The following is a 20,946-nucleotide window of genomic DNA, read 5'->3' as shown; positions in this document are numbered from 1 at the left end:
TATGTCAGGGTACGAGCGCACCCTTTATGGAACAAAGTATTTTATTCCCTTACTTTGAATAAAGCTCGACGACTAAGTTTTCCTGAATATCAGGGGCGAGTTCGCTACGCTCCGGCATCCTCTTATAGGTACCCTCTAGCTTACCCACATTCATTTCTATCCAATCGAGTTCAGGGCGAGCCTGGGCTAGCTCAAGTGCAAATTTTATCCGATCTTGCTTCTTAGCCTTTTCCCTAACAGCAACCATATCTTCAACTCGCACCTGGTAGGAAGGAACATTAATCACCTTTCCATTAACCAGGATTCCCTTATGATTAATAAGCTGCCGTGCTTCAGCGCGGGTACTGCCAAACCCCATCCTGTAAACCACATTATCAAGACGTGACTCAAGCAGCTTAAGTAGATTCTCACCCGTAGAACCCTTACGCCGAGCAGCCTCCTTATAGTAGCGTCGAAACTGCCTCTCTAATACACCATACATACGGCGTAGCTTCTGCTTCTCCCGTAGCTGCAGCGCATAATCCGACATGCGGGCACGCCTAGCTCCAGCTCCATGCTGTCCAGGTACTTGTTCGATCTTGCACTTGGAATCAATGGGGCGAACACCACTTTTTAGAAACAGATCCGTGCCTTCACGCCGTGCCTGCTTAAGCTTAGGACCTGTATATTTAGCCAACGTTAATTCTCCTTCTCAAACTCTTCGCTTTTTAGGGGGACGGCATCCATTATGGGGGATGGGTGTAACATCCGCGATATTGGTAATCTTAAATCCTACATTATTCAGAGCTCGGGCAGCGGATTCGCGCCCGGGTCCTGGCCCTTTAACATGCACTTCCAAATTCTTCATGCCCATCTCTTGAACTACTCGTCCAGCTCTCTCAGCAGCTACCTGGGCAGCAAATGGCGTACTCTTACGTGAACCTCGGAAACCACTACCTCCGGATGTCGCCCATGCGAGGGTGTTCCCCTGGCGGTCAGTAATCGTCACAATCGTATTATTAAAAGAGGCATGAATATGGGCAATACCGTCAACGACGACCCGTTTTACCCGTTTTTTTGCACTCGCTTTCGCCATCTATCCTACTCGACTTTGCCTTACTTCCTAACTAACCGCCGCGGGCCCTTACGTGTCCTTGCATTCGTCTGGGTACGCTGCCCCCGCACTGGGAGCCCCCTACGATGGCGAAGCCCACGGTAACAACCCAGGTCCATCAATCGTTTAATATCCATGCTTATTTCACGCCGCAAGTCACCTTCGACAGGATACTTCGCAACCTCAGCGCGCAACCCTTCTAGCTCACTTTCAGAAAGATCTTTAACTTTCTTATTAGAGGCGATACCAGCTGCCTCACAGATCTTCTTAGCCCGGGTCGGGCCTACTCCATAAATGGAAGTAAGCGCAATTACCGTGTGCTTGTGCACCGGGATATTAATTCCAGCAATACGGGCCATTCACCTCATCTCCATAAGGCTGTCAATTGTGTTTCGCGAAACCGCGCATTTTACTCTATCAGTTAACACACTGGCAACCATCTTAGTTAATCCAACTAAAAACTTTTACCCCTGGCGCTGCTTATGGCGGGCATCTTTACATATAATTCGCACAACGCCTTTCCGACGCACAACCTTGCAATGGCGGCAAACTTTCTTTACTGAAGCACGAACTTTCATTAACCCACTCCTGCCCCTTTACCAATCAATGTAGTAGACTTCCAGTGGTCGCCCCACTTCCCTTCAATTGCGATTTCTTCAACAAACTCTCGTACTGATGAGACATTAGATGGGCCTGCACCTGGGCAACAAAATCCATAACCACAACCACAATGATCAGTAATGAGGTGCCTCCAAAATAAAACGGAACGTTCCAATATAAAATTAAAAACTCTGGTAGAAGACATACCGCAGTGACATAAATCGCACCACCCAAGGTAAGCCGTCCCATTACTGTATCGATATACCGAGTAGTCTGTGCTCCTGGCCGTATTCCTGGAATAAATGCTCCTGATTTTTTCAGATTATCCGCTGTCTCTTTCGGATTAAATACCAATGCTGTATAGAAAAAACAAAAGAAAATAATAGCTACGGCATATAGCAGTACGTAAATAGGCTGCCCTGGTGAAAGAGTAGCTGCGAGATCCCGGAGCCACCCCATGCCTTCACTGGAGCCAAACCAACTTGCTACCGTTGCAGGAAATAAAATAATGCTTGATGCAAAAATAGGGGGAATAACACCCGCCATATTTACTTTTAATGGCAGATGGCTCACCTGGCCCCCATAGACTCTTCTTCCATGTTGCTGCTTAGCATAGTGTACCGGGATACGGCGTTGGGCCCGCTCCATAAACACCACAAAAGCAGTCACCAACACAGCCAGCGTCAAAAGCACCAATACTGTAAAAGTATGCAGCTCGCCAGTTCGTGCTAGTTCCAACGTTCCACCTAGCGCCGAAGGCAACCCAGCGACAATACCCGCAAAGATAATTAATGAAATTCCATTTCCTATACCGCGCTCAGTGATTTGCTCCCCTAACCACATTAGGAATAAAGTCCCGGTAACCAATGTCACCACGGCTGTTACCCTAAAAACCAGGCCTGCTTCAATAACCACCGACGCCCCCCCCACCTGTTGGGACTCCAAAGCAATCGCTACGCCGATCGCCTGTATTGTAGCTAGTACCAGCGTACCATAGCGCGTATATTGGGTAATTTTCCGCCGCCCCGAAGCACCCTCTTTCCTTAGCTGCTCCAACTTAGGGTGGACGACCGTTAGTAATTGCATAATGATAGAGGCCGAGATATACGGCATAATCCCCAATGCAAAGACTGATAAGCGCTCTAACGCACCTCCAGAAAACATGTTAAACATGTCTAAAATGGTACCACGCTGCTGCTCAAACAAAGCAGCTAAAGTCACCGGATCAATCCCTGGAACGGGGATAAAGGTACCGATCCGATAAACCAACAAGGCGCCCAGAACAAAGAGTAGCCTTTGGCGCAACTCCGTTAATTTACCAAAAGTGCCCTGGTCTAATGACTTTTTGGAGGCGCGTTTCGCCACAGTTATTCTCCGATGCGGCCGCCTGCCGCTTCAATAGCTTTACGTGCGCCTGCAGATGCTCCAATGCCCTGCAGATTTACTAGTTTATCAATCTTACCCGAGGCAATTACTTTAACGCGCTTGGCTCGCTTTGGAACCAAACCAGCCTCGATAAGGACAGACAGATCTATTGTATCAACTTCCAGCTTCGCAAGCTGATCTAGGCGTACCTCGGCCGAAAAGCGGGCCTTGCGAGAATGGAAACCAATTTTAGGGACACGCCTTTGCAAAGGCATCTGCCCACCCTCAAAGCCAACCTTATGGAATCCCCCTGAGCGGGATTTTTGACCCTTGTGGCCACGACCGCAAGTTTTACCCAAACCAGACCCAATACCGCGCCCAGCACGTTTTCCTGTCTGTTTAGCACCAGGGGCTGAAGAGATCATATTTAATCGCATTCTAGCCTGCCTCTAACCTTAGAAGGTAAGACACTTTTTGAATCATCCCTCGATTCTCTGGAGTGTCAATGACCTCAACTGTTTGCCCAATACGACGAAGTCCTAAGCCAGCTACACATGCTTTATGTTTCGCTAACCGTCCAATAGTGCTTTTCACCAATGTAACCTTGAGTGTTGTCTTTTGCGTTGCCATCACTCACCCATAATATCTTCGAGGGTCTTGCCCCGTTTAGCGGCAATGCCTTCTGGGTTTGACATCTCTACAAGCCCCTTAACCGTAGCTCGTACCACGTTTACAGGATTTGCCGAACCTATGCATTTTGCTAAAACATTATGCACACCCACAACCTCAAAAACAGCGCGCATCGCGCCTCCGGCAATGATCCCTGTTCCCTCAGAGGCAGGCTGCATATGGACCTTGGCAGCACCATGGCGGACGGTAATAGGATGTTGCAGCGTATCCCCTTTTAGGGGAACAAAAATCATATTTTTCCTCGCGTTTTCCATAGCTTTCTGAATGGCAACGGGAACCTCGCGAGCCTTACCTCGACCAAATCCAACACGGCCCTTACCATCACCTACCACTGTCAAAGCCGAAAAACCAAATTGGCGCCCACCCTTTACCACCTTGGCAACGCGTCTTACGCCAACCAATTTTTCCAGCAATGCATCTCCTGTTACCCGCCGATCTGTCTGTGACATCAACTCCAACCCTTAAAACTGTAATCCACCTTCACGGGCCGCGTCTGCTAATGCCTTTACCCGGCCATGATATTTGTAACCAGAGCGGTCAAAGGCAACCTTCGCAATACCCTGCGCCTTAGCCCGTTCAGCAATTACCTTGCCAACAGTGATGGCTGCTTCTTTATTACCAGTATTCTTCAACTGTTGCTTTAACGCTGGCTCTAGTGTTGAGGCACTGGCAACGACATCCCCGCCTATCGGTTTGATTATCTGCACATAAATATGCTTAGGAGTGCGATGAACTGTTAATCGCGCTACTCCCTGCTCACGGATTTTGTGTCGCACTTTAGTCGCACGTCGTAACCTTGCTACTTTTTTATCCACGCTACTACATTCCTACCTTTGCTATTTCTTCTTCGCTTCCTTGCGCACAACTATCTCGTCTGCATAGCGCACACCTTTTCCCTTATAAGGTTCAGGCGGCCTAAATCCGCGAATATTTGCCGCAACTTGTCCAACTTGCTGCTTATCAGCCCCTTTGATAACTATTTCTGTCGGACTCGGCACCTCAATAGTCAGATTCGCTGGCGCGGTAAATTCGATAGGATGAGAGTAACCTAAATTAAGCACAAGCTTTTGCCCTTGCATCTGTGCTCGGTAACCTACCCCCACTAGTTGCAAACGTCGCTCGAACCCTTGGCTAACGCCCTGTACCATATTATTTACTAAAGCGCGGGTAGTTCCACTAAGCGCTTCTGCCTGTTTCTCTGCCCCCTTTGGCGCAAAAGACAGGACTTCCCCTTCCTGGGTTACTTGTACGAAGGGATGAATGGCAAGTCCAAGAGAACCCTTTGCTCCCTTTACCTCAATATTGTTGCCAGCAAATGTGACTTCGACACCCTTCGGGATCGTCACTGGGTTATTCGCAATTCTTGACATCTTTCCCTACCTCTTTAGGCAACGTAGCACAATACTTCGCCGCCTTCACCAGCAGATCGTGCAGCTTTATCGGTCATAACACCGCGAGACGTAGAGACGATGGCAATACCTAACCCACCACGGATCCTAGGCAACCTATCCTTGCCTTTATATATACGCAGCCCGGGGCGGCTTACCCGTTGAATTTCGTCGATCACGGGCTTACCTTCATGATACTTTAAGCGCACGACCAAGACGGGCTTGGTATCATCCTCCACCCTATAATCCTCAATATAACCTTCTTCTTTCAGCACGCGAGCAATACTTTCCTTCAATTTTGACGAAGGCATACTGACTTCTAACTTGCCCGCACTTTGACCGTTACGCACCCGCGTCAGCATGTCCGAGATTGGATCGGTCATACTCATGGTATTTCTAGCCCCTTTGCGCTCTTACACTTTTATAGATGGTTACCAACTGGCCTTAACCAGCCCTGGAACATCCCCACGCATCGCCACTTCACGCAGTTTGTTACGGGATAAACCGAATTTGCGTACATAACCACGAGGTCTTCCGGTTAAACGACAACGCCTCCGTTGGCGCACAGGCGAAGAATCCCTTGGCAGGCTATGGAATTTAAGCATTGCCTTTTCCCGCTCCTCTGGGCTGAGACTTTCATCCTGCATCCGTGTTTTTAATTCTGCTCGCTTGGCCGCATATTTACGCGCCGTGCGTACCCGCTTCAACTCTCGATTAATCATGCACTTTTTTGACATCCCTAACTTCTAGCCCTGCTACGTCTATGTCCTAAAAGGAAAATTAAATGCCCTAAGCAACACACGACCTTCTTCATCCGTCTTGGCTGTGGTCGCTATGGTAATGTTCATTCCCCGTATAGTATCGATCTGGTCATAGTCGATCTCCGGGAAGATAATCTGTTCACGAATCCCCATATTATAATTACCCCTTCCGTCAAAAGACTTGGGACCCAGTCCACGGAAGTCTCGGATGCGAGGAATCGCGATGTTAATGAAGCGATCTAAAAATTCATACATCCGATCGCGGCGCAAGGTAACTTTACACCCAATGGGCCAGCCCTTACGGATCTTAAACCCTGCTACCGAATTCCGCGCACGAGTGGCTACTGGTTTTTGGCCAGATATTTTAGCCATGTCATCCATCGCATGCTCTAGAATTTTTTTATCCCCAACGGCTTCCCCCACCCCCATATTCAAGGTGATCTTTTCGATACGAGGCACTGCCATCACTGACTGATAACCAAATTGTTCCCGCAACTGATTAATAACGGTGTCCCGGTAATATTCTTGTAACCTTACCATACTAATCTACCACTGAGCCTTGTATTAAGCCCGAGTAACTTCGGATATTCTGCCTAAACTAAGAAGCGTCAACAACTTCACCGTTTGACTTGAAATAGCGTACCTTACGGCCATCTTCCAATCTCCTAAAACCAACTCGATCACCTTTCTCGGTAACCGGGTTGTAAAGCATGACATTGGAAATATGCACCGGCGCTTCCTGCTCGACAATTCCTCCTGGCTTATTAGCGGCCGGATTAGGCCGAGTGTGGCGCTTCACCATATTGACTTCTTCTACAATCACGCGGTCACCGCTCAATACGCGTAAAACTTTTCCTCGCTTCCCTCTACTTCTACCAGCGGTAACGACAACCTCATCGCCTATCCGTACTCTGCGCATCATCACCCTCCCTACAACACTTCCGGGGCCAAAGAAACTATCCTCATGAAATTTTCAACCCGCAGTTCCCGCGTTACAGGACCAAAAATTCGAGTACCTATAGGTTGTAGCTGGTTATTTAATAATACCGCGGCATTATTATCAAACCGGATAAGTGATCCGTCTGCACGACGGACGCCTTTTTTGGTCCGCACAATTACTGCGTTATAAACTTCACCTTTCTTGACCTTGCCCCGCGGAATGGCCTCCTTAACTGCAACCTTAATAACGTCACCAATTCCTGCATAGCGACGCTGCGATCCACCTAATACTTTGATACAAACAAGTCGTCGAGCACCGCTGTTATCTGCCGCCTCTAAGCTGGTCTGCATTTGAATCATTATTGCTCTCCACCTAATATCATCGGGAAAACGACCATTATTCAGCGTGTGCGTTCAAGGACATTAACTAATTTCCAAGTTTTAGTCTTGGATAGCGGGCGTGTTGCTGTGATTGCTACCACATCACCCACTCGGCACTCATTCTTTTCATCATGAGCATGTAACTTTGTGAAACGCTTTACATATTTTTTGTAGAGAGGGTGCGCAACTCTACGTTCGACCAGCACCGTGATTGTTTTATCCATTTTATCACTCACTACACGACCAATAACGGTGCGTAAAGATTTCTCCTGATCACTCACACTCATATCTACTGCGCCCGCTCTCTTTCCGTTAGTACTGTCTTAACCCGAGCAATACTGCGTTGAACTCGTTTCAGCTCGCTATTTCGCGCCAATTGCCCGGTACCCTTTTGCATGCGCAGTTTAAATTGCTCTCGAGAAAGTTCCAGGAGTTCCTTCTGCAACTCATCCACTGTCTTTGTTCGCAACTCTTGAGCTTTCATTACATGACCGCCCGTGTAACAAATACTGTTTTAACAGGCAACTTAGCTGCTGCCAACTCGAAAGCCCTTCGTGCTACTTCTTCCGGCACCCCCTCCATCTCATAAAGGACACGTCCAGGCTGTACATTGGCAGCCCAATACTCTACATTACCCTTTCCTTTTCCTTGGCGTACTTCAAGGGGCTTTTGAGTAATGGGTTTATCTGGGAAAATCCTGATCCAAATTTTTCCACCCCGCTTAATGTACCTTGTCATAGCACGACGCGCAGCCTCAATTTGGCGTGCTGTAATCTTCCCTCGGCCAATGGCTTTCAATCCATACTCACCAAAATCTACTTGGCTACCCCGGAGCGATTGCCCACGGTTTCTGCCTTTTTGTTGCTTACGGAACTTGGTTCTTTTCGGCTGTAACATCATCTATTACCTTAGCTTGTCGCCGAGTTCCCTGCGGTAACTTGCTGATCCGGCTGTTCAAATACTTCGCCCTTGAATATCCACACCTTGACACCAAGGACTCCATAGGTGGTTTTCGCCTCAGCAAAACCATAGTCAATATTAGCGCGCAGCGTATGCAATGGCACTCGGCCCTCTCGATACCACTCATTACGCGCAATCTCTGCCCCATTTAAGCGTCCAGAGACTTTTATTCGAATGCCTTGGGCACCTACACGCATAGCATTAGTAACAGCACGCTTCATGGCTCGACGAAACATGATTCGCCGCTCAAGCTGCTGCGCTACATTTCCAGCAACGAGCGTAGCATCTAGCTCAGGCTTGCGGATCTCTTGGATGTTAATATGAACAGGTATGCCCATCATCTCTGAGACTTCTTGCCGCAAGTTATTGATGTCTTCGCCTTTTTTCCCAATGACAATTCCTGGGCGCGCCGTATGTATAGTAATCCGAGCATTACGTGCCGGTCGGTCAATTTGAATATTACTCACTAACGCATGGGCTAGCTTTTTGGTAAGATGGCTGCGAACCCCCAAATCATTATTGAGCAAATCACTAAATTGGCTGCTATCTGCATACCACTTAGAATTCCAGTCCTTGACGATACCCAGGCGAATCCCGGTAGGATGTACTTTCTGCCCCATTCCTATGCTCTCCTAATCCTCTGCAACTATCACCCTGATATGGCAAGAACGTTTAAAAATCCGACTAGCACGGCCTCTAGCCCTTGCACGGATTCGCTTCATGGTAGGCCCTTCGTTGACCATAATAGCAGCAACCCGCAGCTCATCGATATCAGCCCCATCGTTATGTTCAGCATTCGCAACTGCTGATTCCAACACCTTCTTAATGATCTCTGCTGCCTTCTTGGGGCTAAAGTTTAAAATATCTAACGCCTTATCCACAGGTAGCCCACGAATTTGGTCGGCAACTAGCCGACCTTTTTGTGCCGACAGCCGCGCATATTTTAGTGTTGCTGTAGTTGCCATCTTTCTCTTCCGCTCCGTTACCTTGACTTTTTGTCAGCCACATGGCCTTTAAAAGTCCGAGTCGGGGCAAATTCACCCAACTTATGACCGACCATGTTCTCCGTGACAAAAATAGGGACATGCTGCCGACCATTATGCACGGCAATTGTCAATCCAATCATCTCCGGAACGATCATTGAGCGACGTGACCACGTCTTAATCGGACGTCGGCTCTGGGTCGCGCTTGCCTCCGCCACCTTCTTTATTAGGTGGGGGTCCACAAACGGGCCTTTTTTAATCGAACGCGGCATGCTTCATCCTCACTGAGTTATTTACTTACGTCGACGCACAATAAGTTTCCCGGTACGCTTATTACGGCGGGTCTTATATCCTTTGGTAGGGACTCCCCAAGGGCTTACCGGGTGACGGCCACCTGAGGTTCGACCCTCGCCACCTCCATGGGGATGGTCCACAGGATTCATTGCAACTCCACGCACAGTGGGGCGCTTCCCCCGCCAACGCTTGGCTCCCGCTTTGCCTAGGGAACCCAGGCCATGGCCATCATTGCCAACTTCTCCAATCGTTGCACGACATTCAAGCGGCACTCTTCGTATCTCACCTGAGCGTAGGCGCAACATTGCATAACGACCTTCACGAGCCACCAACTGGCAGGAGGCGCCAGCGCTCCGCGCCAATTGAGCTCCTTTACCTGGTTTTAGCTCGACACAATGCACGAGTGTACCCACGGGAATATTTCGTAGCGGAAGGCAATTCCCATCACGAATTGGCGCATCCTGACCAGAGATTACTGAAGTCCCAACCTGGATTGCCTTGGGTGCAATAATATACCGCTTTTCGCCATCAGAATAACTAATTAATGCAATATGAGCACTACGGTTAGGATCGTACTCTATCCTTTCCACACGCCCGGGGACACCAATTTTATTGCGTTTAAAATCAATAGTTCGATAAAGCCGCTTATGTCCACCACCGGAGTGGCGAACAGTAATTCTACCCTGATTGTTCCGGCCTCCGCTCTTGCTCAACTTCTCAGTCAAAGCCGGATAAGGCCTCCCCTTATATAATTCAGGAGAAGTGATCTGTATCACAAACCGGCGACCAGCGGATGTAGGTTTAGCTTTTACAATCGGCATAGCCGTTTTCCTTAATTTATTTAAGCAATAATCCCGCGTTTACTCGGCACCCATAAAGTCAATCTCATGGCCTGCCTGTAGCGACACATAAGCCTTTTTCCAATCACTACGGCGACCGGTGTAACGGCCAAAACGCTTGTTCTTTCCCTTAATACGTGCTGTGCGCACCCTAGCGACTTTGACATCAAACAAAAGCTCAACTGCCTGTTTAACCTCTCGCTTGTTAGCGTCGGGCAACACTTTCAGCACCACCTGGTTATGTTTTTCCCCTACCAGGGTGCTTTTTTCTGAAATCACTGGCGCCAAAATAACTTTAGTTAAACGCTCCTCGTTCATGCGAGGCTCTCCTCAAAACAACGGATTGCAGCATCTGTTGCTAGAACCCCATCAAACCGGATCAGGTTAACAGGACTGACACTATTCGCGTTATTCACGGCAACCGCCGGGATATTCCTAGCAGATAATTCAAGATTAGGATTATCTTCAGCAATCACCACCAACACGCTATGCCAATCATAAGTCCTTAATATTTTAACTAGTTCCTTTGTCTTAGGTTCAGGAAATACAATTTCATTGACCACCCGCAACCTATCTTGACGCGCAAGTTCCGAGAGGATCGAGCGCATAGCAGCTCGATACATTTTTTTGTTTACCTTCTGCGAGTAATCCCTCGGCTTAGCAGCAAAAACCTTACCGCCTCCCCGCCATAGGGGACTCCGAATAGTACCTGCTCGAGCACGCCCCGTCCCTTTCTGGCGAAAAGGCTTAGCACCACCGCCTCGAACTTCTGAGCGTGTTTTTTGAGCACGCGTGCCCGCTCGATCCTTCGCCAAATAAGCAGTCACCACTTGATGGATAAGAGGCTCGTTAAAGTATTGAGCAAACACAACATCGGATACTTGTATCATACCCGTTTCAGCGTTTTCTGCGAGCGATTGCACTGCGAGCTCCACCGCTTCCTCCTTATTATCTACTTACTTACCGCGACCTTGGCTGCAGGCTTCACTACCACATCCCCCCCTGGCGCACCAGGTATGGCCCCTTTCACCAATAGCAAATGGCGCTCCTCGTCAACCCGCACTAATTCAAGGTTTTGAACAGTGCGTTGTACATTTCCCATCTGCCCGGCCATTTTTTTTCCTTTAAATACCCGACCTGGAGTCTGGCATTGGCCGATAGAACCTGGGGCACGGTGGGATAATGAATTACCATGGCTAGCATCTCCACCACCAAAACGATAACGGCGAACCACACCAGCAAAGCCACGCCCACGGGTGATACCCGTAACATCAACCTTCTGCCCAACTTCGAACAAGCTGACCTTTAATTCGTTGCCAGCCTCAATATTTGCTCCTTCCCCCTCTACAAGGCGAAACTCGTGCAATTTTCGACCAGGCTCTACCCCAGCCTTTGCAAAGTGCCCCTTTAAAGGTTTGGTGACTCGGGAAGGTCGCATCTTCCCTACCGTCACTTGTAATGCCCGATAGCTATCCCGCTCCAGAGACTTAATCTGGGAAACCCGATTGGGAGTTGCCTCAATGACCGTTACCGGTATTGATGTTCCCTCCTCCGTAAAGACCCGGGTCATCCCCAACTTCCGGCCGACTAATCCGATTGTCATTCGCCTATCCTCGTGTCTACCGTCGCATTATTTTGTCAAGTTAACTTGATCTGGACATCAACACCCGCAGCTAAGTCTAGCTTCATCAAGGCGTCGACAGTCTTTTCTGTGGGATCAACAATATCCATCAACCGCTTGTGGGTACGGATCTCATACTGATCTCGAGCATCCTTGTTAACATGGGGCGATATCAAAATCGTAAACCGCTCCTTCCGGGTGGGCAAAGGGATTGGCCCCCGTACGTGCGCACCTGTGCGCTTGGCGGTATCTACAATTTCCCGTGCGGACTGGTCAATCAGGCGGTGATCAAATGCCTTTAACCGAATCCTAATAACTTGTTGCTTGGCCATGCCGCTACTCGATAACTTTACTGACGACGCCGGCCCCTACCGTACGCCCTCCTTCACGGACGGCAAAACGCAAGCCCTCCTCCATGGCAATAGGCGCAATCAAACTGACCGTCATCTGAATATTATCCCCCGGCATCACCATCTCCACCCCCTCAGGCAAATCAATGGCACCGGTCACATCCGTGGTCCGAAAATAAAACTGCGGACGATACCCCGTAAAAAACGGCGTGTGACGGCCCCCCTCCTCCTTGGAAAGCACATACACCTCCGCATTAAACTTCGTGTGCGGCGTAATCGAGCCCGGCTTCGCAAGTACCTGCCCTCGCTCCACATCCTCGCGCTTGGTCCCCCGCAACAATACCCCCACGTTGTCACCCGCTCGACCCTCATCCAAGAGCTTGCGAAACATCTCCACTCCCGTACAGGTCGTCTTCTGCGTCTCCCGCATCCCTACGATCTCTATCTCCTCACCAACCTTGATAATCCCTCGCTCCACACGTCCCGTCACCACCGTCCCGCGGCCCGAAATCGAAAACACATCCTCTATCGGCATCAAAAACGGTTGGTCCACCGCACGCTGAGGCTCCGGTATGTACGCATCCATCGCCTCCACTAACTTCAATATCGACGGGATCCCTATCTCGCTCGTGTCCCCCTCCAAGGCCTTCAACGCACTGCCCACCACTATCGGTGTGTCATCCCCAGGAAACTGGTAGCTGTCCAACAGCTCCCGAACTTCCATCTCCACCAACTCCAGCAGCTCCGCATCGTCCACCATGTCCGCCTTGTTCAAATACACTAGTATGAACGGCACCCCCACCTGACGCGCCAACAAAATATGCTCCCGCGTCTGCGGCATCGGTCCATCCGCCGCCGATACCACCAATATCGCTCCGTCCATCTGCGCCGCACCCGTAATCATGTTCTTCACATAATCCGCATGCCCAGGACAGTCCACGTGCGCATAGTGCCGCGCCTCCGTCTCATACTCCACATGCGCTGTCGCTATCGTAATCCCTCGCTCCCGCTCCTCCGGCGCATTGTCAATCTGGTCGTAGGCCCTAAACTCCCCCCCATATTGCTCCGATAACACCCTCGTCAACGCCGCCGTTAACGTCGTCTTTCCATGGTCTACGTGACCAATCGTGCCTACGTTGATATGCGGCTTCTTCCGCTCAAATTTCGCCTTGGACACAGTCGCTCACCTCACAAAAATAACTGTCTATCTTATTGAGACTTTTTAATAATTGCCCCAGCGATGTTAGAGGGCGCCTCATTATACTTTGAAAACTCCATCGTATAGTTAGCCCGTCCCTGAGTAGCCGAACGGAGATCAGTAGCGTAACCGAACATTTCTGCCAATGGCACCTCCGCACGAATGATCTTGCCACTAGGGGCGTCATCCATTCCCTGCACCATGCCACGGCGCCGATTAAGATCACCCATCACGTCACCCATGTATTCCTCCGGGGTGACTACTTCCACCTTCATAATAGGCTCAAGCAGCACAGGATCTGCTTTTTGCATGCCTTCCTTGAAAGCCATAGAGCCCGCAATTTTGAAGGCCATTTCACTAGAATCTACATCATGGTATGAGCCGTCATACAATGTGATCTTGACATCCACTACCGGATATCCGGCAATTACTCCATTTTCGGTCTGCTCTTTTATCCCCTTGTCAACGGCAGGAATAAACTCCTTGGGGATAACACCGCCCACAATTTTGTTAATAAACTCATATCCCTTACCCCGCTCTTGGGGTTCGATCCGAAGCCATACATGGCCATACTGACCACGGCCACCGCTCTGGCGTACAAACTTACCTTCCTGTTCCACACTTTGCCGTATGGTTTCCCGATAAGCCACTTGGGGAGCGCCTACATTAGCCTCCACCTTAAACTCTCGCTTCATGCGATCAACAATAATATCAAGGTGTAACTCCCCCATCCCCGAGATGATAGTCTGGCCCGATTCTTCGTCCGTACGCACCCTAAAAGAGGGATCTTCCTTAGCCAGTTTTCCAAGGGCAAGGGACATCTTTTCTTGATCCGCCTTGGTTTTAGGCTCAATGGCAACGGAGATTACGGGCTCGGGAAACTCCATCCGCTCCAATAAAACAATGTGGTCCATATCACATAAGGTGTCACCCGTAGTCACATTCTTCAGACCGACCGCAGCAGCGATGTCGCCCGCTCCCACATCTTTAATTTCTTCCCGACTATTAGCATGCATCTGGAGCAAACGGCCAATGCGCTCACGGTTTCCAGAAGCCGCGTTATAAACCGTATCTCCTGAACTTAAGATCCCAGAATAAACTCGGAAAAAAGTAAGATTTCCCACATAGGGATCGGAGGCAATCTTAAAAGCTAGAGCAGCAAACGGCTCTTCATCAGAAGCATGGCGTTCAACTTCGGTTTCATCTTGTTTGATACCTTTGATAGGAGGAACTTCAACGGGAGAAGGCATATAAGAAATCACCGCATCCAATACCGCCTGCACCCCCTTATTTTTAAAGGCTGAGCCACACAAAGCCGGAACGATCTCCCCGCTCAAGGTTCGGGTACGAAGGCCCTTAGTAATATCTTCCGCCGACAGATCATCTTCTTCAAGATACTTTTCCATTAATGATTCGGAGGCCTCGGCAGCAGCCTCCACCATCTTTTCCCGATATTCATCGCAAGTGGCTTGTAGATCTCCCGGTATATCCTTTTCTTCAAAAGTCATACCCATGTTGGCTTCATCCCAATAGATGGCCTTCATCCTAATGAGATCAACCACCCCCTTAAAGTTTTCCTCAGCCCCAATAGGCACCTGAATAGGAATGGGGTTAGCCGCTAACCTAGTACGAACTTGCCCGACTACTCGGAAGAAATCAGCCCCCTGGCGGTCCATCTTATTAACAAATGCCAGGCGGGGGACTTCATATTTATTTGCCTGCCGCCATACAGTTTCTGATTGGGGTTCAACCCCCCCTACGGCACAGAATACAGCAACAGCACCATCCAACACCCGCAGAGAACGTTCTACCTCAATGGTAAAGTCCACATGCCCTGGCGTATCAATGATATTGATCCGGTGCTCAGGAAATTGCCTCTCCATGCCTTTCCAGAAACAGGTGGTCGCTGCAGAGGTAATCGTAATTCCCCTTTCCTGTTCCTGCTCCATCCAGTCCATAGCGGCAGCACCATCATGCACCTCACCAATCTTATGGGAGACACCCGTATAGTACAGGATACGTTCAGTGGTAGTAGTTTTACCGGCATCGATATGGGCCATAATGCCGATATTACGATAGCGTTCGATAGGGGTCTTCCGGGCCACGACAGCAAATCCTTAATTTGAAGAAATAATCCGAACCATTTAGATACTCACCAGCGATAGTGGGCAAAAGCCTTATTTGCCTCTGCCATGCGATGAGTGTCCTCCCTTTTCTTGACCGCAGTTCCTTTACCCTCATAAGCATCCATGAGTTCTCCAGCGAGACGCAACCCCATGGATTTCTCGCCCCGTTTGCGGGCAGCTTCCACCAGCCAACGCATCGCAAGGGTAGAACGTCGCTCAGGACGGACCTCTACAGGCACCTGGTAGGTTGCCCCACCTACCCGACGGGATTTAACCTCAACTAATGGACGAACATTTTCTAACGCCTTTTCCAAAATATCCATGGGTTCTTGGTTCGCTTTTTCTGCCGCGCGATCCAAGGCTCCATAGACTATTTTCTCTGCCAGCGATTTCTTGCCATTGAGCATAAGAATAGTAATAAACTTAGCTAGCTGTGCGCTTCCATATTTGGGATCTGGTAAAACTTCTCGCCCAGTAATAACCCGTTTTCTTGGCATCTCTTCCGTCCAGTTCGTTTATTTCATCCAACCTCATTTTATGAGGGGATATCACTAGCCCTTTGGGCGCTTGGCCCCATATTTAGAGCGACCCTGCCGACGATCCCCTACCCCTGCTGTATCTAAGGAACCCCGTACGATGTGGTAACGCACACCGGGCAAGTCCTTGACACGACCACCCCGAATCAAAACCACAGAGTGTTCCTGTAAATTATGGCCTTCACCCCCGATATAGGAGGTAACTTCCATGCTGTTGGTTAAGCGTACGCGGGCCACCTTACGCAAGGCTGAGTTAGGTTTCTTGGGCGTAGTCGTGTAGACCCGAGTACAGACTCCCCGCTTTTGGGGACAGGCCTGCAATGCAGGTACATTACTTTTCTTTCTCTGCCGTACCCGCGGCTTGCGAACCAACTGGTTAATGGTAGCCATGAATTCTGAATACTCCGGACAAAATAAAGTTAAGCGTCCAAACGCCGATTATGATCGGAGAGTGAACGCTTCAGGATTTGGGTTTCTAGTTTCTAAACTTACGGCGTCCTCCTTGACCTTTTCAAGGAGGACGCCTACGTAGGAAACTGGGAATTTTAGGCTCGATGAGGGTTTTTGTCAAGCAGTCGCAGCACCTGACTCGGAAATTTCGCCCTCACCATAACGAGAGGAGCCCGCCTCCCCTGTTAAAGCTTCTGATTGCTCTAATATATGCCGCTTGCGGCGCCGCTCAGAATGATAGGCTAATCCCGTCCCTGCGGGAATTAAACGGCCGACAATCACATTTTCCTTTAATCCGCGCAACTCGTCGCTCTTACCCGTCACTGCTGCTTCTGTAAGCACACGCGTAGTTTCCTGGAAGGAAGCGGCCGAAATGAAAGATTCGGTCGCTAGTGAGGCCTTGGTGATACCCAAGAGCACCGGTTCAAAACGGGCAGATAATTTGCCCTCTTTCTCCACCTTCTCATTTTCCTCCAACAATCGCGCTTTATCAACCTGCTCACCCTTAAGAAAGCTGGTATCTCCAGGTTCTATTACTTCTATCTTGCGAAGCATTTGGCAAACAATAACTTCGATGTGCTTGTCATTAATTTTCACTCCTTGTAGGCGATACACATCCTGGACCTCGTTAACGATATATTGAGTTAACTCCTCCACCCCCCTTAGACGTAGAATGTCATGAGGCGCCGGGGGTCCATCGACGATTACTTCGCCTTTTTCAACGTGTTCACCCTCGAACACATTGACTTGGCGCCACTTGGGGATCAACTCTTCATGCCGTTCGCCATCACTGCCCGTAATAATAAGCCGCTGTTTACCCTTGGTTTCCCTACCAAAACTTACGGTCCCCGAAATTTCGGCAAGGACAGCAGGATCTTTTGGTTTGCGTGCCTCGAATAGATCGGCTACTCTCGGCAAACCGCCCGTGATATCACGTGTCTTACTAGATTCTTGGGGCAATCGCGCTAACACATCACCCACACCAACCATGGTTGCATCCTCTACCGAAACGATGGCCCCCGCTGGCAAATAATAATGGGCAGGGATATCCGTTCCTGCAAGGCATAAGTCATTGCCTGTTTCATCAACTAACTTGACCAGCGGACGCAATTCCCTAGCAGCGGCACCTCGTTGCTTAGGATCGAGCACAGTGAGGCTTGTCAGACCCGTGACCTCATCAACCTGGCGTTCCACGGTGGTGCCTTCCACAAAATCCTGAAGCCTGACTTTGCCCGCCACTTCTGTAATCACAGGGTGAGTATGAGGATCCCAGGTGGCAACCACTTGCCCCGGTTCCACCACATCGCCATCTCCCACCGAAAGCTCAGCACCATAGGGAATCTTATAGCGTTCCCGATCACGCCCCTGCTCATCCACTACGTGAACTTCCCCGGAGCGAGAGACAGCAACATATTTACCACTTTCGTGCTGAACTATCTTAACATTATGCAACCGAATGCTGCCTTTGTACTTAATCTCAATACTATTGGTGGTTACCGTTCGGGATGCTGCTCCTCCAATATGGAAAGTGCGCATAGTCAGCTGGGTACCTGGTTCACCGATGGATTGAGCCGCGATGACGCCAATGGCTTCACCCACATTGATGCGGTGGCCCCGCCCCAGATCTCGACCATAACAACCAGCACAGACCCCATAACGAGTCTCACAGGTAATAGGTGAACGGACTTTCACCGCATCAATACCGAGGGTTTCAAGATGATCGACCCATGACTCATCTAGCAGCGTGCCGGCAGGTATCGCCACTTCATTGCTCCCGGGCACATAAACCTCAAGCGCCAATACCCGGCCTAGAACGCGCTCTCGTAACGGCTCTACAACATCACCACCCTCTACCAGCGGAGTCATGCTAATTCCGCGGGTGGTGCCACAATCATCCTCTGTAATCACCAAGTCCTGGGCTACGTCTACTAAGCGTCGAGTCAAGTACCCAGAATTAGCCGTTTTTAGCGCTGTGTCAGCCAACCCCTTACGAGCTCCATGGGTAGAAATAAAGTACTGCAATACATCTAGTCCTTCACGGAAATTAGCCGTAATGGGCGTTTCAATGATCGAGCCGTCTGGCTTAGCCATCAAGCCCCGCATACCTGCAAGCTGGCGGATCTGGGCAGCCGATCCCCGGGCCCCCGAATCGGCCATCATATAGATGGAGTTAAAGGTTTGTTGTTTAACGACTTTACCCTCTGCATCCTGCACCTCTTCACTCCCTAACCGTTCCATCATTGCCTTGGCCACTTGGTCATTGGTATGGGACCAAATATCCACGACTTTGTTATACCGCTCGCCATTGGTAACTAAGCCTGAGGCGTATTGTTCCTCAATTTCCTTCACCTCTTCTTCCGCCCTAACGAGAATGGCTTGCTTTTCCTCTGGTACGACCATGTCATCAACACCAATGGAGATACCACTCAGAGTCGCTTGCCGGAATCCGAGGTACATCAGGCGATCAGCAAATACTACTGTGGTTTTAAGACCCAGGCGCCGATAACAGGTATTGACTAATTTAGAAATCTCCTTTTTAGTCATATTCCTATCGACTAATTCGAAAGGCAGCCCTGGCGGCAATAGCTCTGAAAGTAGAGCTCGTCCCACTGTCGTATTCACGATACGGGTCGTTTCACGCTCATCTTCGGGTTTAGAAAGGTCCGTTTCGGTAATACGCACGGAAACTTTCGCATGGAGATCAACCACCGCTGTCTCATAGGCACGTCGTACTTCATTGACATCAGCAAAGAGCATTCCCTCACCCTTGGCATTTACCCGCTCACAGGTCATGTAGTACAGCCCTAAAACTACATCCTGGGTGGGACCAATAATGGGCTCCCCATTAGCCGGTGACAGAATATTGTTTGTAGACATCATAAGGGCCCGGGCTTCCAGCTGGGCCTCCAAAGACAGCGGTACATGAACTGCCATCTGGTCGCCATCAAAGTCAGCATTAAAAGCCACACAAACCAAAGGGTGGAGCTGAATCGCCTTACCTTCAATGAGCACCGGCTCGAAAGCCTGGATGCCCAGGCGGTGCAAGGTAGGGGCCCGATTAAGCATAACCGGGTGCTCCCGGATCACCTCCTCTAACACATCCCATACCTCAGGACCTTCCCGCTCTACCAGTTTCTTTGCTGCCTTAATCGTGGTGGCAAGTCCAGCCCGTTCCAACTTACCAAAGATGAAAGGTTTAAAAAGTTCCAGTGCCATTTTCTTGGGCAAACCACACTGGTGCAGCTTAAGGGTTGGCCCCACCACAATGACAGAACGACCAGAATAATCCACCCGCTTACCCAGTAGATTTTGCCGAAACCGTCCCTGTTTGCCTTTGATCATATCGGCTAACGATTTTAAAGGCAGCTTATTGGTCCCCGTAATCGCTCGGCCGCGACGCCCATTATCCAAGAGAGCATCCACTGACTCCTGGAGCATGCGTTTTTCATTGCGCACGATGATATCAGGGGCATTCAAATCTAATAGCCGTTTAAGACGATTATTGCGATTAATCACCCGCCGGTATAGATCGTTAAGATCAGAGGTGGCAAAACGCCCTCCTTCCAAAGGCACCAGGGGTCGTAAATCGGGCGGTAAAATCGGGAGAACTTCTAAAATCATCCATTCGGAGCGGTTGCCTGAATCGATAAAAGCTTCGATAAGCTTAAGCCGTTTACTAAGCTTCTTAATCTTGGTGTCAGAGTTCGTACTGGTAATTTCCTCCCGCAGTTTTGTGGCTTCTCCTTTGAGATCAAGGGTTTTAAGCATCTCCTGGACCGCTTCTGCTCCCATACGGGCATCAAACTCATCGCCATATTCCTCAATGGCTTGAAGGTAGGCCTCATCCGCTAAGAGTTGCCCCCGCTCCAAAGGAGTCATGCCTGGCTCAATAACCACGGAAGCCTCGAAGTAGAGAACCCGCTCAATATCGCGAAGTGTCATATCTAAAAGTAAACTGATCCGCGAAGGCAACGATTTTAAGAACCAAATATGAGCCACTGGGCTCGCCAGCTCAATATGTCCCATACGCTCCCGGCGAACTTTGGCCAGAGTCACCTCTACCCCACATTTCTCGCAAATCACGCCGCGATGTTTGAGGCGCTTATATTTGCCGCATAAACACTCGTAGTCTTTAACTGGGCCAAAAATTTTAGCGCAAAAAAGCCCGTCACGTTCCGGCTTAAAAGTCCGATAATTGATGGTTTCAGGCTTCTTGACCTCTCCGTATGACCAAGCCCGGATCATATCGGGAGATGCCAGACCAATGCGTATGGAATCGAACTCCTCGATCTGGTTTTGCTGCTTAAGCAAATTCAGTAAATCTCTCATTATGCGGTCCTCCATAGCCAGGGCTGGCGGATATGTCTATTGT

Annotated in this window: 31 protein-coding genes; all 31 read right to left on the bottom strand. The window is 49.6% G+C overall.

The genetic code is table 11. From position 1 onward, the window contains the following. Positions 1-49 precede the first annotated feature (49 nt). The 31 genes from rpsD to rpoC all read right to left on the bottom strand — a co-directional run bounded on the left by rpsD (position 50) and on the right by rpoC (position 20,903). Positions 50-676, bottom strand: a complete 627-nt coding sequence (gene rpsD / locus E3U44_RS09285) for a 30S ribosomal protein S4 (protein WP_134357875.1) — start codon at positions 674-676, stop codon at positions 50-52. Between the two features lie 15 nt (positions 677-691). Continuing rightward, positions 692-1,075 carry a 30S ribosomal protein S11 gene (gene rpsK / locus E3U44_RS09280; RefSeq protein ID WP_134357874.1) on the bottom strand — a complete coding sequence of 128 codons (384 nt, stop codon included), beginning with the start codon at positions 1,073-1,075 and terminating at the stop codon, positions 692-694. Between the two features lie 20 nt (positions 1,076-1,095). Next, complete coding sequence (gene rpsM, locus E3U44_RS09275) at positions 1,096-1,452, bottom strand: 30S ribosomal protein S13 (protein ID WP_134357873.1); 357 nt, start codon at positions 1,450-1,452, stop codon at positions 1,096-1,098. A 105-nt stretch (positions 1,453-1,557) separates the two neighbouring features. After that, positions 1,558-1,671, bottom strand: a complete 114-nt coding sequence (gene rpmJ / locus E3U44_RS09270; RefSeq protein WP_013033354.1) for a 50S ribosomal protein L36 — start codon at positions 1,669-1,671, stop codon at positions 1,558-1,560. Between the two features lie 25 nt (positions 1,672-1,696). Continuing rightward, the gene (gene secY, locus E3U44_RS09265; protein ID WP_134357872.1) at positions 1,697-3,058 is read right to left on the bottom strand and encodes a preprotein translocase subunit SecY; all 1,362 of its coding nucleotides are present in this window, start codon (positions 3,056-3,058) and stop codon (positions 1,697-1,699) included. A gap of 2 nt (positions 3,059-3,060) precedes the next feature. Next, positions 3,061-3,495 (bottom strand): 50S ribosomal protein L15, encoded by a 435-nt coding sequence (gene rplO, locus E3U44_RS09260; protein ID WP_134357871.1) that lies wholly within the window; start codon positions 3,493-3,495, stop codon positions 3,061-3,063. A 1-nt stretch (position 3,496) separates the two neighbouring features. Further along, on the bottom strand, positions 3,497-3,688 hold the full coding sequence (gene rpmD, locus E3U44_RS09255) for a 50S ribosomal protein L30 (RefSeq protein ID WP_134357870.1): 192 nt from the start codon (positions 3,686-3,688) through the stop codon (positions 3,497-3,499). Further along, entirely contained in the window at positions 3,688-4,197 is a 510-nt protein-coding gene (gene rpsE / locus E3U44_RS09250; RefSeq protein WP_134357869.1) for a 30S ribosomal protein S5, read from the bottom strand. The genes rpmD and rpsE overlap by 1 nt, the downstream gene beginning before the upstream one ends. A 12-nt stretch (positions 4,198-4,209) precedes the next feature. Further along, positions 4,210-4,563 (bottom strand): 50S ribosomal protein L18, encoded by a 354-nt coding sequence (rplR, locus tag E3U44_RS09245; protein ID WP_134357868.1) that lies wholly within the window; start codon positions 4,561-4,563, stop codon positions 4,210-4,212. Between the two features lie 21 nt (positions 4,564-4,584). Further along, complete coding sequence (rplF, locus tag E3U44_RS09240) at positions 4,585-5,118, bottom strand: 50S ribosomal protein L6 (protein WP_134357867.1); 534 nt, start codon at positions 5,116-5,118, stop codon at positions 4,585-4,587. A 14-nt stretch (positions 5,119-5,132) separates the two neighbouring features. Beyond that, positions 5,133-5,525, bottom strand: coding sequence for a 30S ribosomal protein S8 (gene rpsH / locus E3U44_RS09235; protein ID WP_134357866.1), 393 nt, complete (start codon positions 5,523-5,525; stop codon positions 5,133-5,135). A gap of 42 nt (positions 5,526-5,567) precedes the next feature. Next, positions 5,568-5,873 (bottom strand): 30S ribosomal protein S14, encoded by a 306-nt coding sequence (rpsN, locus tag E3U44_RS09230; RefSeq protein WP_134357865.1) that lies wholly within the window; start codon positions 5,871-5,873, stop codon positions 5,568-5,570. Positions 5,874-5,897: 24 nt separating this feature from the next. Further along, complete coding sequence (gene rplE, locus E3U44_RS09225) at positions 5,898-6,437, bottom strand: 50S ribosomal protein L5 (RefSeq protein ID WP_134357864.1); 540 nt, start codon at positions 6,435-6,437, stop codon at positions 5,898-5,900. 58 nt (positions 6,438-6,495) lie between these two features. Next, positions 6,496-6,816, bottom strand: a complete 321-nt coding sequence (gene rplX / locus E3U44_RS09220; protein ID WP_134359742.1) for a 50S ribosomal protein L24 — start codon at positions 6,814-6,816, stop codon at positions 6,496-6,498. Between the two features lie 11 nt (positions 6,817-6,827). Continuing rightward, entirely contained in the window at positions 6,828-7,196 is a 369-nt protein-coding gene (gene rplN / locus E3U44_RS09215; protein ID WP_013033343.1) for a 50S ribosomal protein L14, read from the bottom strand. 41 nt (positions 7,197-7,237) lie between these two features. Continuing rightward, the gene (gene rpsQ, locus E3U44_RS09210) at positions 7,238-7,504 is read right to left on the bottom strand and encodes a 30S ribosomal protein S17 (protein WP_206054938.1); all 267 of its coding nucleotides are present in this window, start codon (positions 7,502-7,504) and stop codon (positions 7,238-7,240) included. A 2-nt stretch (positions 7,505-7,506) separates the two neighbouring features. Then, complete coding sequence (gene rpmC, locus E3U44_RS09205; protein WP_134357862.1) at positions 7,507-7,701, bottom strand: 50S ribosomal protein L29; 195 nt, start codon at positions 7,699-7,701, stop codon at positions 7,507-7,509. Continuing rightward, on the bottom strand, positions 7,701-8,114 hold the full coding sequence (gene rplP / locus E3U44_RS09200) for a 50S ribosomal protein L16 (RefSeq protein WP_134359740.1): 414 nt from the start codon (positions 8,112-8,114) through the stop codon (positions 7,701-7,703). The genes rpmC and rplP overlap by 1 nt, the downstream gene beginning before the upstream one ends. Before the next feature lie 11 nt (positions 8,115-8,125). Beyond that, on the bottom strand, positions 8,126-8,797 hold the full coding sequence (rpsC, locus tag E3U44_RS09195) for a 30S ribosomal protein S3 (protein ID WP_134357861.1): 672 nt from the start codon (positions 8,795-8,797) through the stop codon (positions 8,126-8,128). Positions 8,798-8,809: 12 nt separating this feature from the next. Then, positions 8,810-9,142 (bottom strand): 50S ribosomal protein L22, encoded by a 333-nt coding sequence (gene rplV, locus E3U44_RS09190; RefSeq protein ID WP_134357860.1) that lies wholly within the window; start codon positions 9,140-9,142, stop codon positions 8,810-8,812. A 17-nt stretch (positions 9,143-9,159) separates the two neighbouring features. Next, on the bottom strand, positions 9,160-9,432 hold the full coding sequence (gene rpsS / locus E3U44_RS09185) for a 30S ribosomal protein S19 (protein ID WP_134357859.1): 273 nt from the start codon (positions 9,430-9,432) through the stop codon (positions 9,160-9,162). A 21-nt stretch (positions 9,433-9,453) separates the two neighbouring features. Beyond that, positions 9,454-10,275, bottom strand: a complete 822-nt coding sequence (gene rplB, locus E3U44_RS09180) for a 50S ribosomal protein L2 (protein ID WP_134357858.1) — start codon at positions 10,273-10,275, stop codon at positions 9,454-9,456. Between the two features lie 39 nt (positions 10,276-10,314). Beyond that, positions 10,315-10,611: a 50S ribosomal protein L23 gene (gene rplW, locus E3U44_RS09175; RefSeq protein WP_134357857.1), complete on the bottom strand. Its 297-nt coding sequence runs from the start codon at positions 10,609-10,611 to the stop codon at positions 10,315-10,317. Beyond that, complete coding sequence (rplD, locus tag E3U44_RS09170; RefSeq protein WP_134357856.1) at positions 10,608-11,228, bottom strand: 50S ribosomal protein L4; 621 nt, start codon at positions 11,226-11,228, stop codon at positions 10,608-10,610. The genes rplW and rplD overlap by 4 nt, the downstream gene beginning before the upstream one ends. A gap of 17 nt (positions 11,229-11,245) precedes the next feature. Further along, the gene (rplC, locus tag E3U44_RS09165) at positions 11,246-11,896 is read right to left on the bottom strand and encodes a 50S ribosomal protein L3 (protein ID WP_134357855.1); all 651 of its coding nucleotides are present in this window, start codon (positions 11,894-11,896) and stop codon (positions 11,246-11,248) included. A 35-nt stretch (positions 11,897-11,931) separates the two neighbouring features. Next, positions 11,932-12,246, bottom strand: coding sequence for a 30S ribosomal protein S10 (rpsJ, locus tag E3U44_RS09160; RefSeq protein ID WP_134357854.1), 315 nt, complete (start codon positions 12,244-12,246; stop codon positions 11,932-11,934). Between the two features lie 4 nt (positions 12,247-12,250). After that, positions 12,251-13,441, bottom strand: coding sequence for an elongation factor Tu (gene tuf / locus E3U44_RS09155; RefSeq protein ID WP_134357843.1), 1,191 nt, complete (start codon positions 13,439-13,441; stop codon positions 12,251-12,253). 32 nt (positions 13,442-13,473) lie between these two features. Continuing rightward, entirely contained in the window at positions 13,474-15,567 is a 2,094-nt protein-coding gene (gene fusA, locus E3U44_RS09150) for an elongation factor G (RefSeq protein ID WP_134357853.1), read from the bottom strand. 47 nt (positions 15,568-15,614) lie between these two features. After that, positions 15,615-16,085, bottom strand: coding sequence for a 30S ribosomal protein S7 (rpsG, locus tag E3U44_RS09145; RefSeq protein WP_134357852.1), 471 nt, complete (start codon positions 16,083-16,085; stop codon positions 15,615-15,617). A gap of 54 nt (positions 16,086-16,139) precedes the next feature. After that, positions 16,140-16,514, bottom strand: a complete 375-nt coding sequence (gene rpsL, locus E3U44_RS09140) for a 30S ribosomal protein S12 (protein WP_013033329.1) — start codon at positions 16,512-16,514, stop codon at positions 16,140-16,142. 177 nt (positions 16,515-16,691) lie between these two features. Then, a complete protein-coding gene (gene rpoC / locus E3U44_RS09135; protein ID WP_134357851.1) occupies positions 16,692-20,903 on the bottom strand; it encodes a DNA-directed RNA polymerase subunit beta' in 4,212 nt (1,403 codons plus the stop codon). Between the last annotated feature and the right edge of the window lie 43 nt (positions 20,904-20,946).

Origin of the sequence: Nitrosococcus wardiae, assembly GCF_004421105.1 — a bacterium.
Classification (GTDB): domain Bacteria; phylum Pseudomonadota; class Gammaproteobacteria; order Nitrosococcales; family Nitrosococcaceae; genus Nitrosococcus; species Nitrosococcus wardiae.
This window is presented reverse-complemented; position numbering and strand designations above follow the sequence as displayed.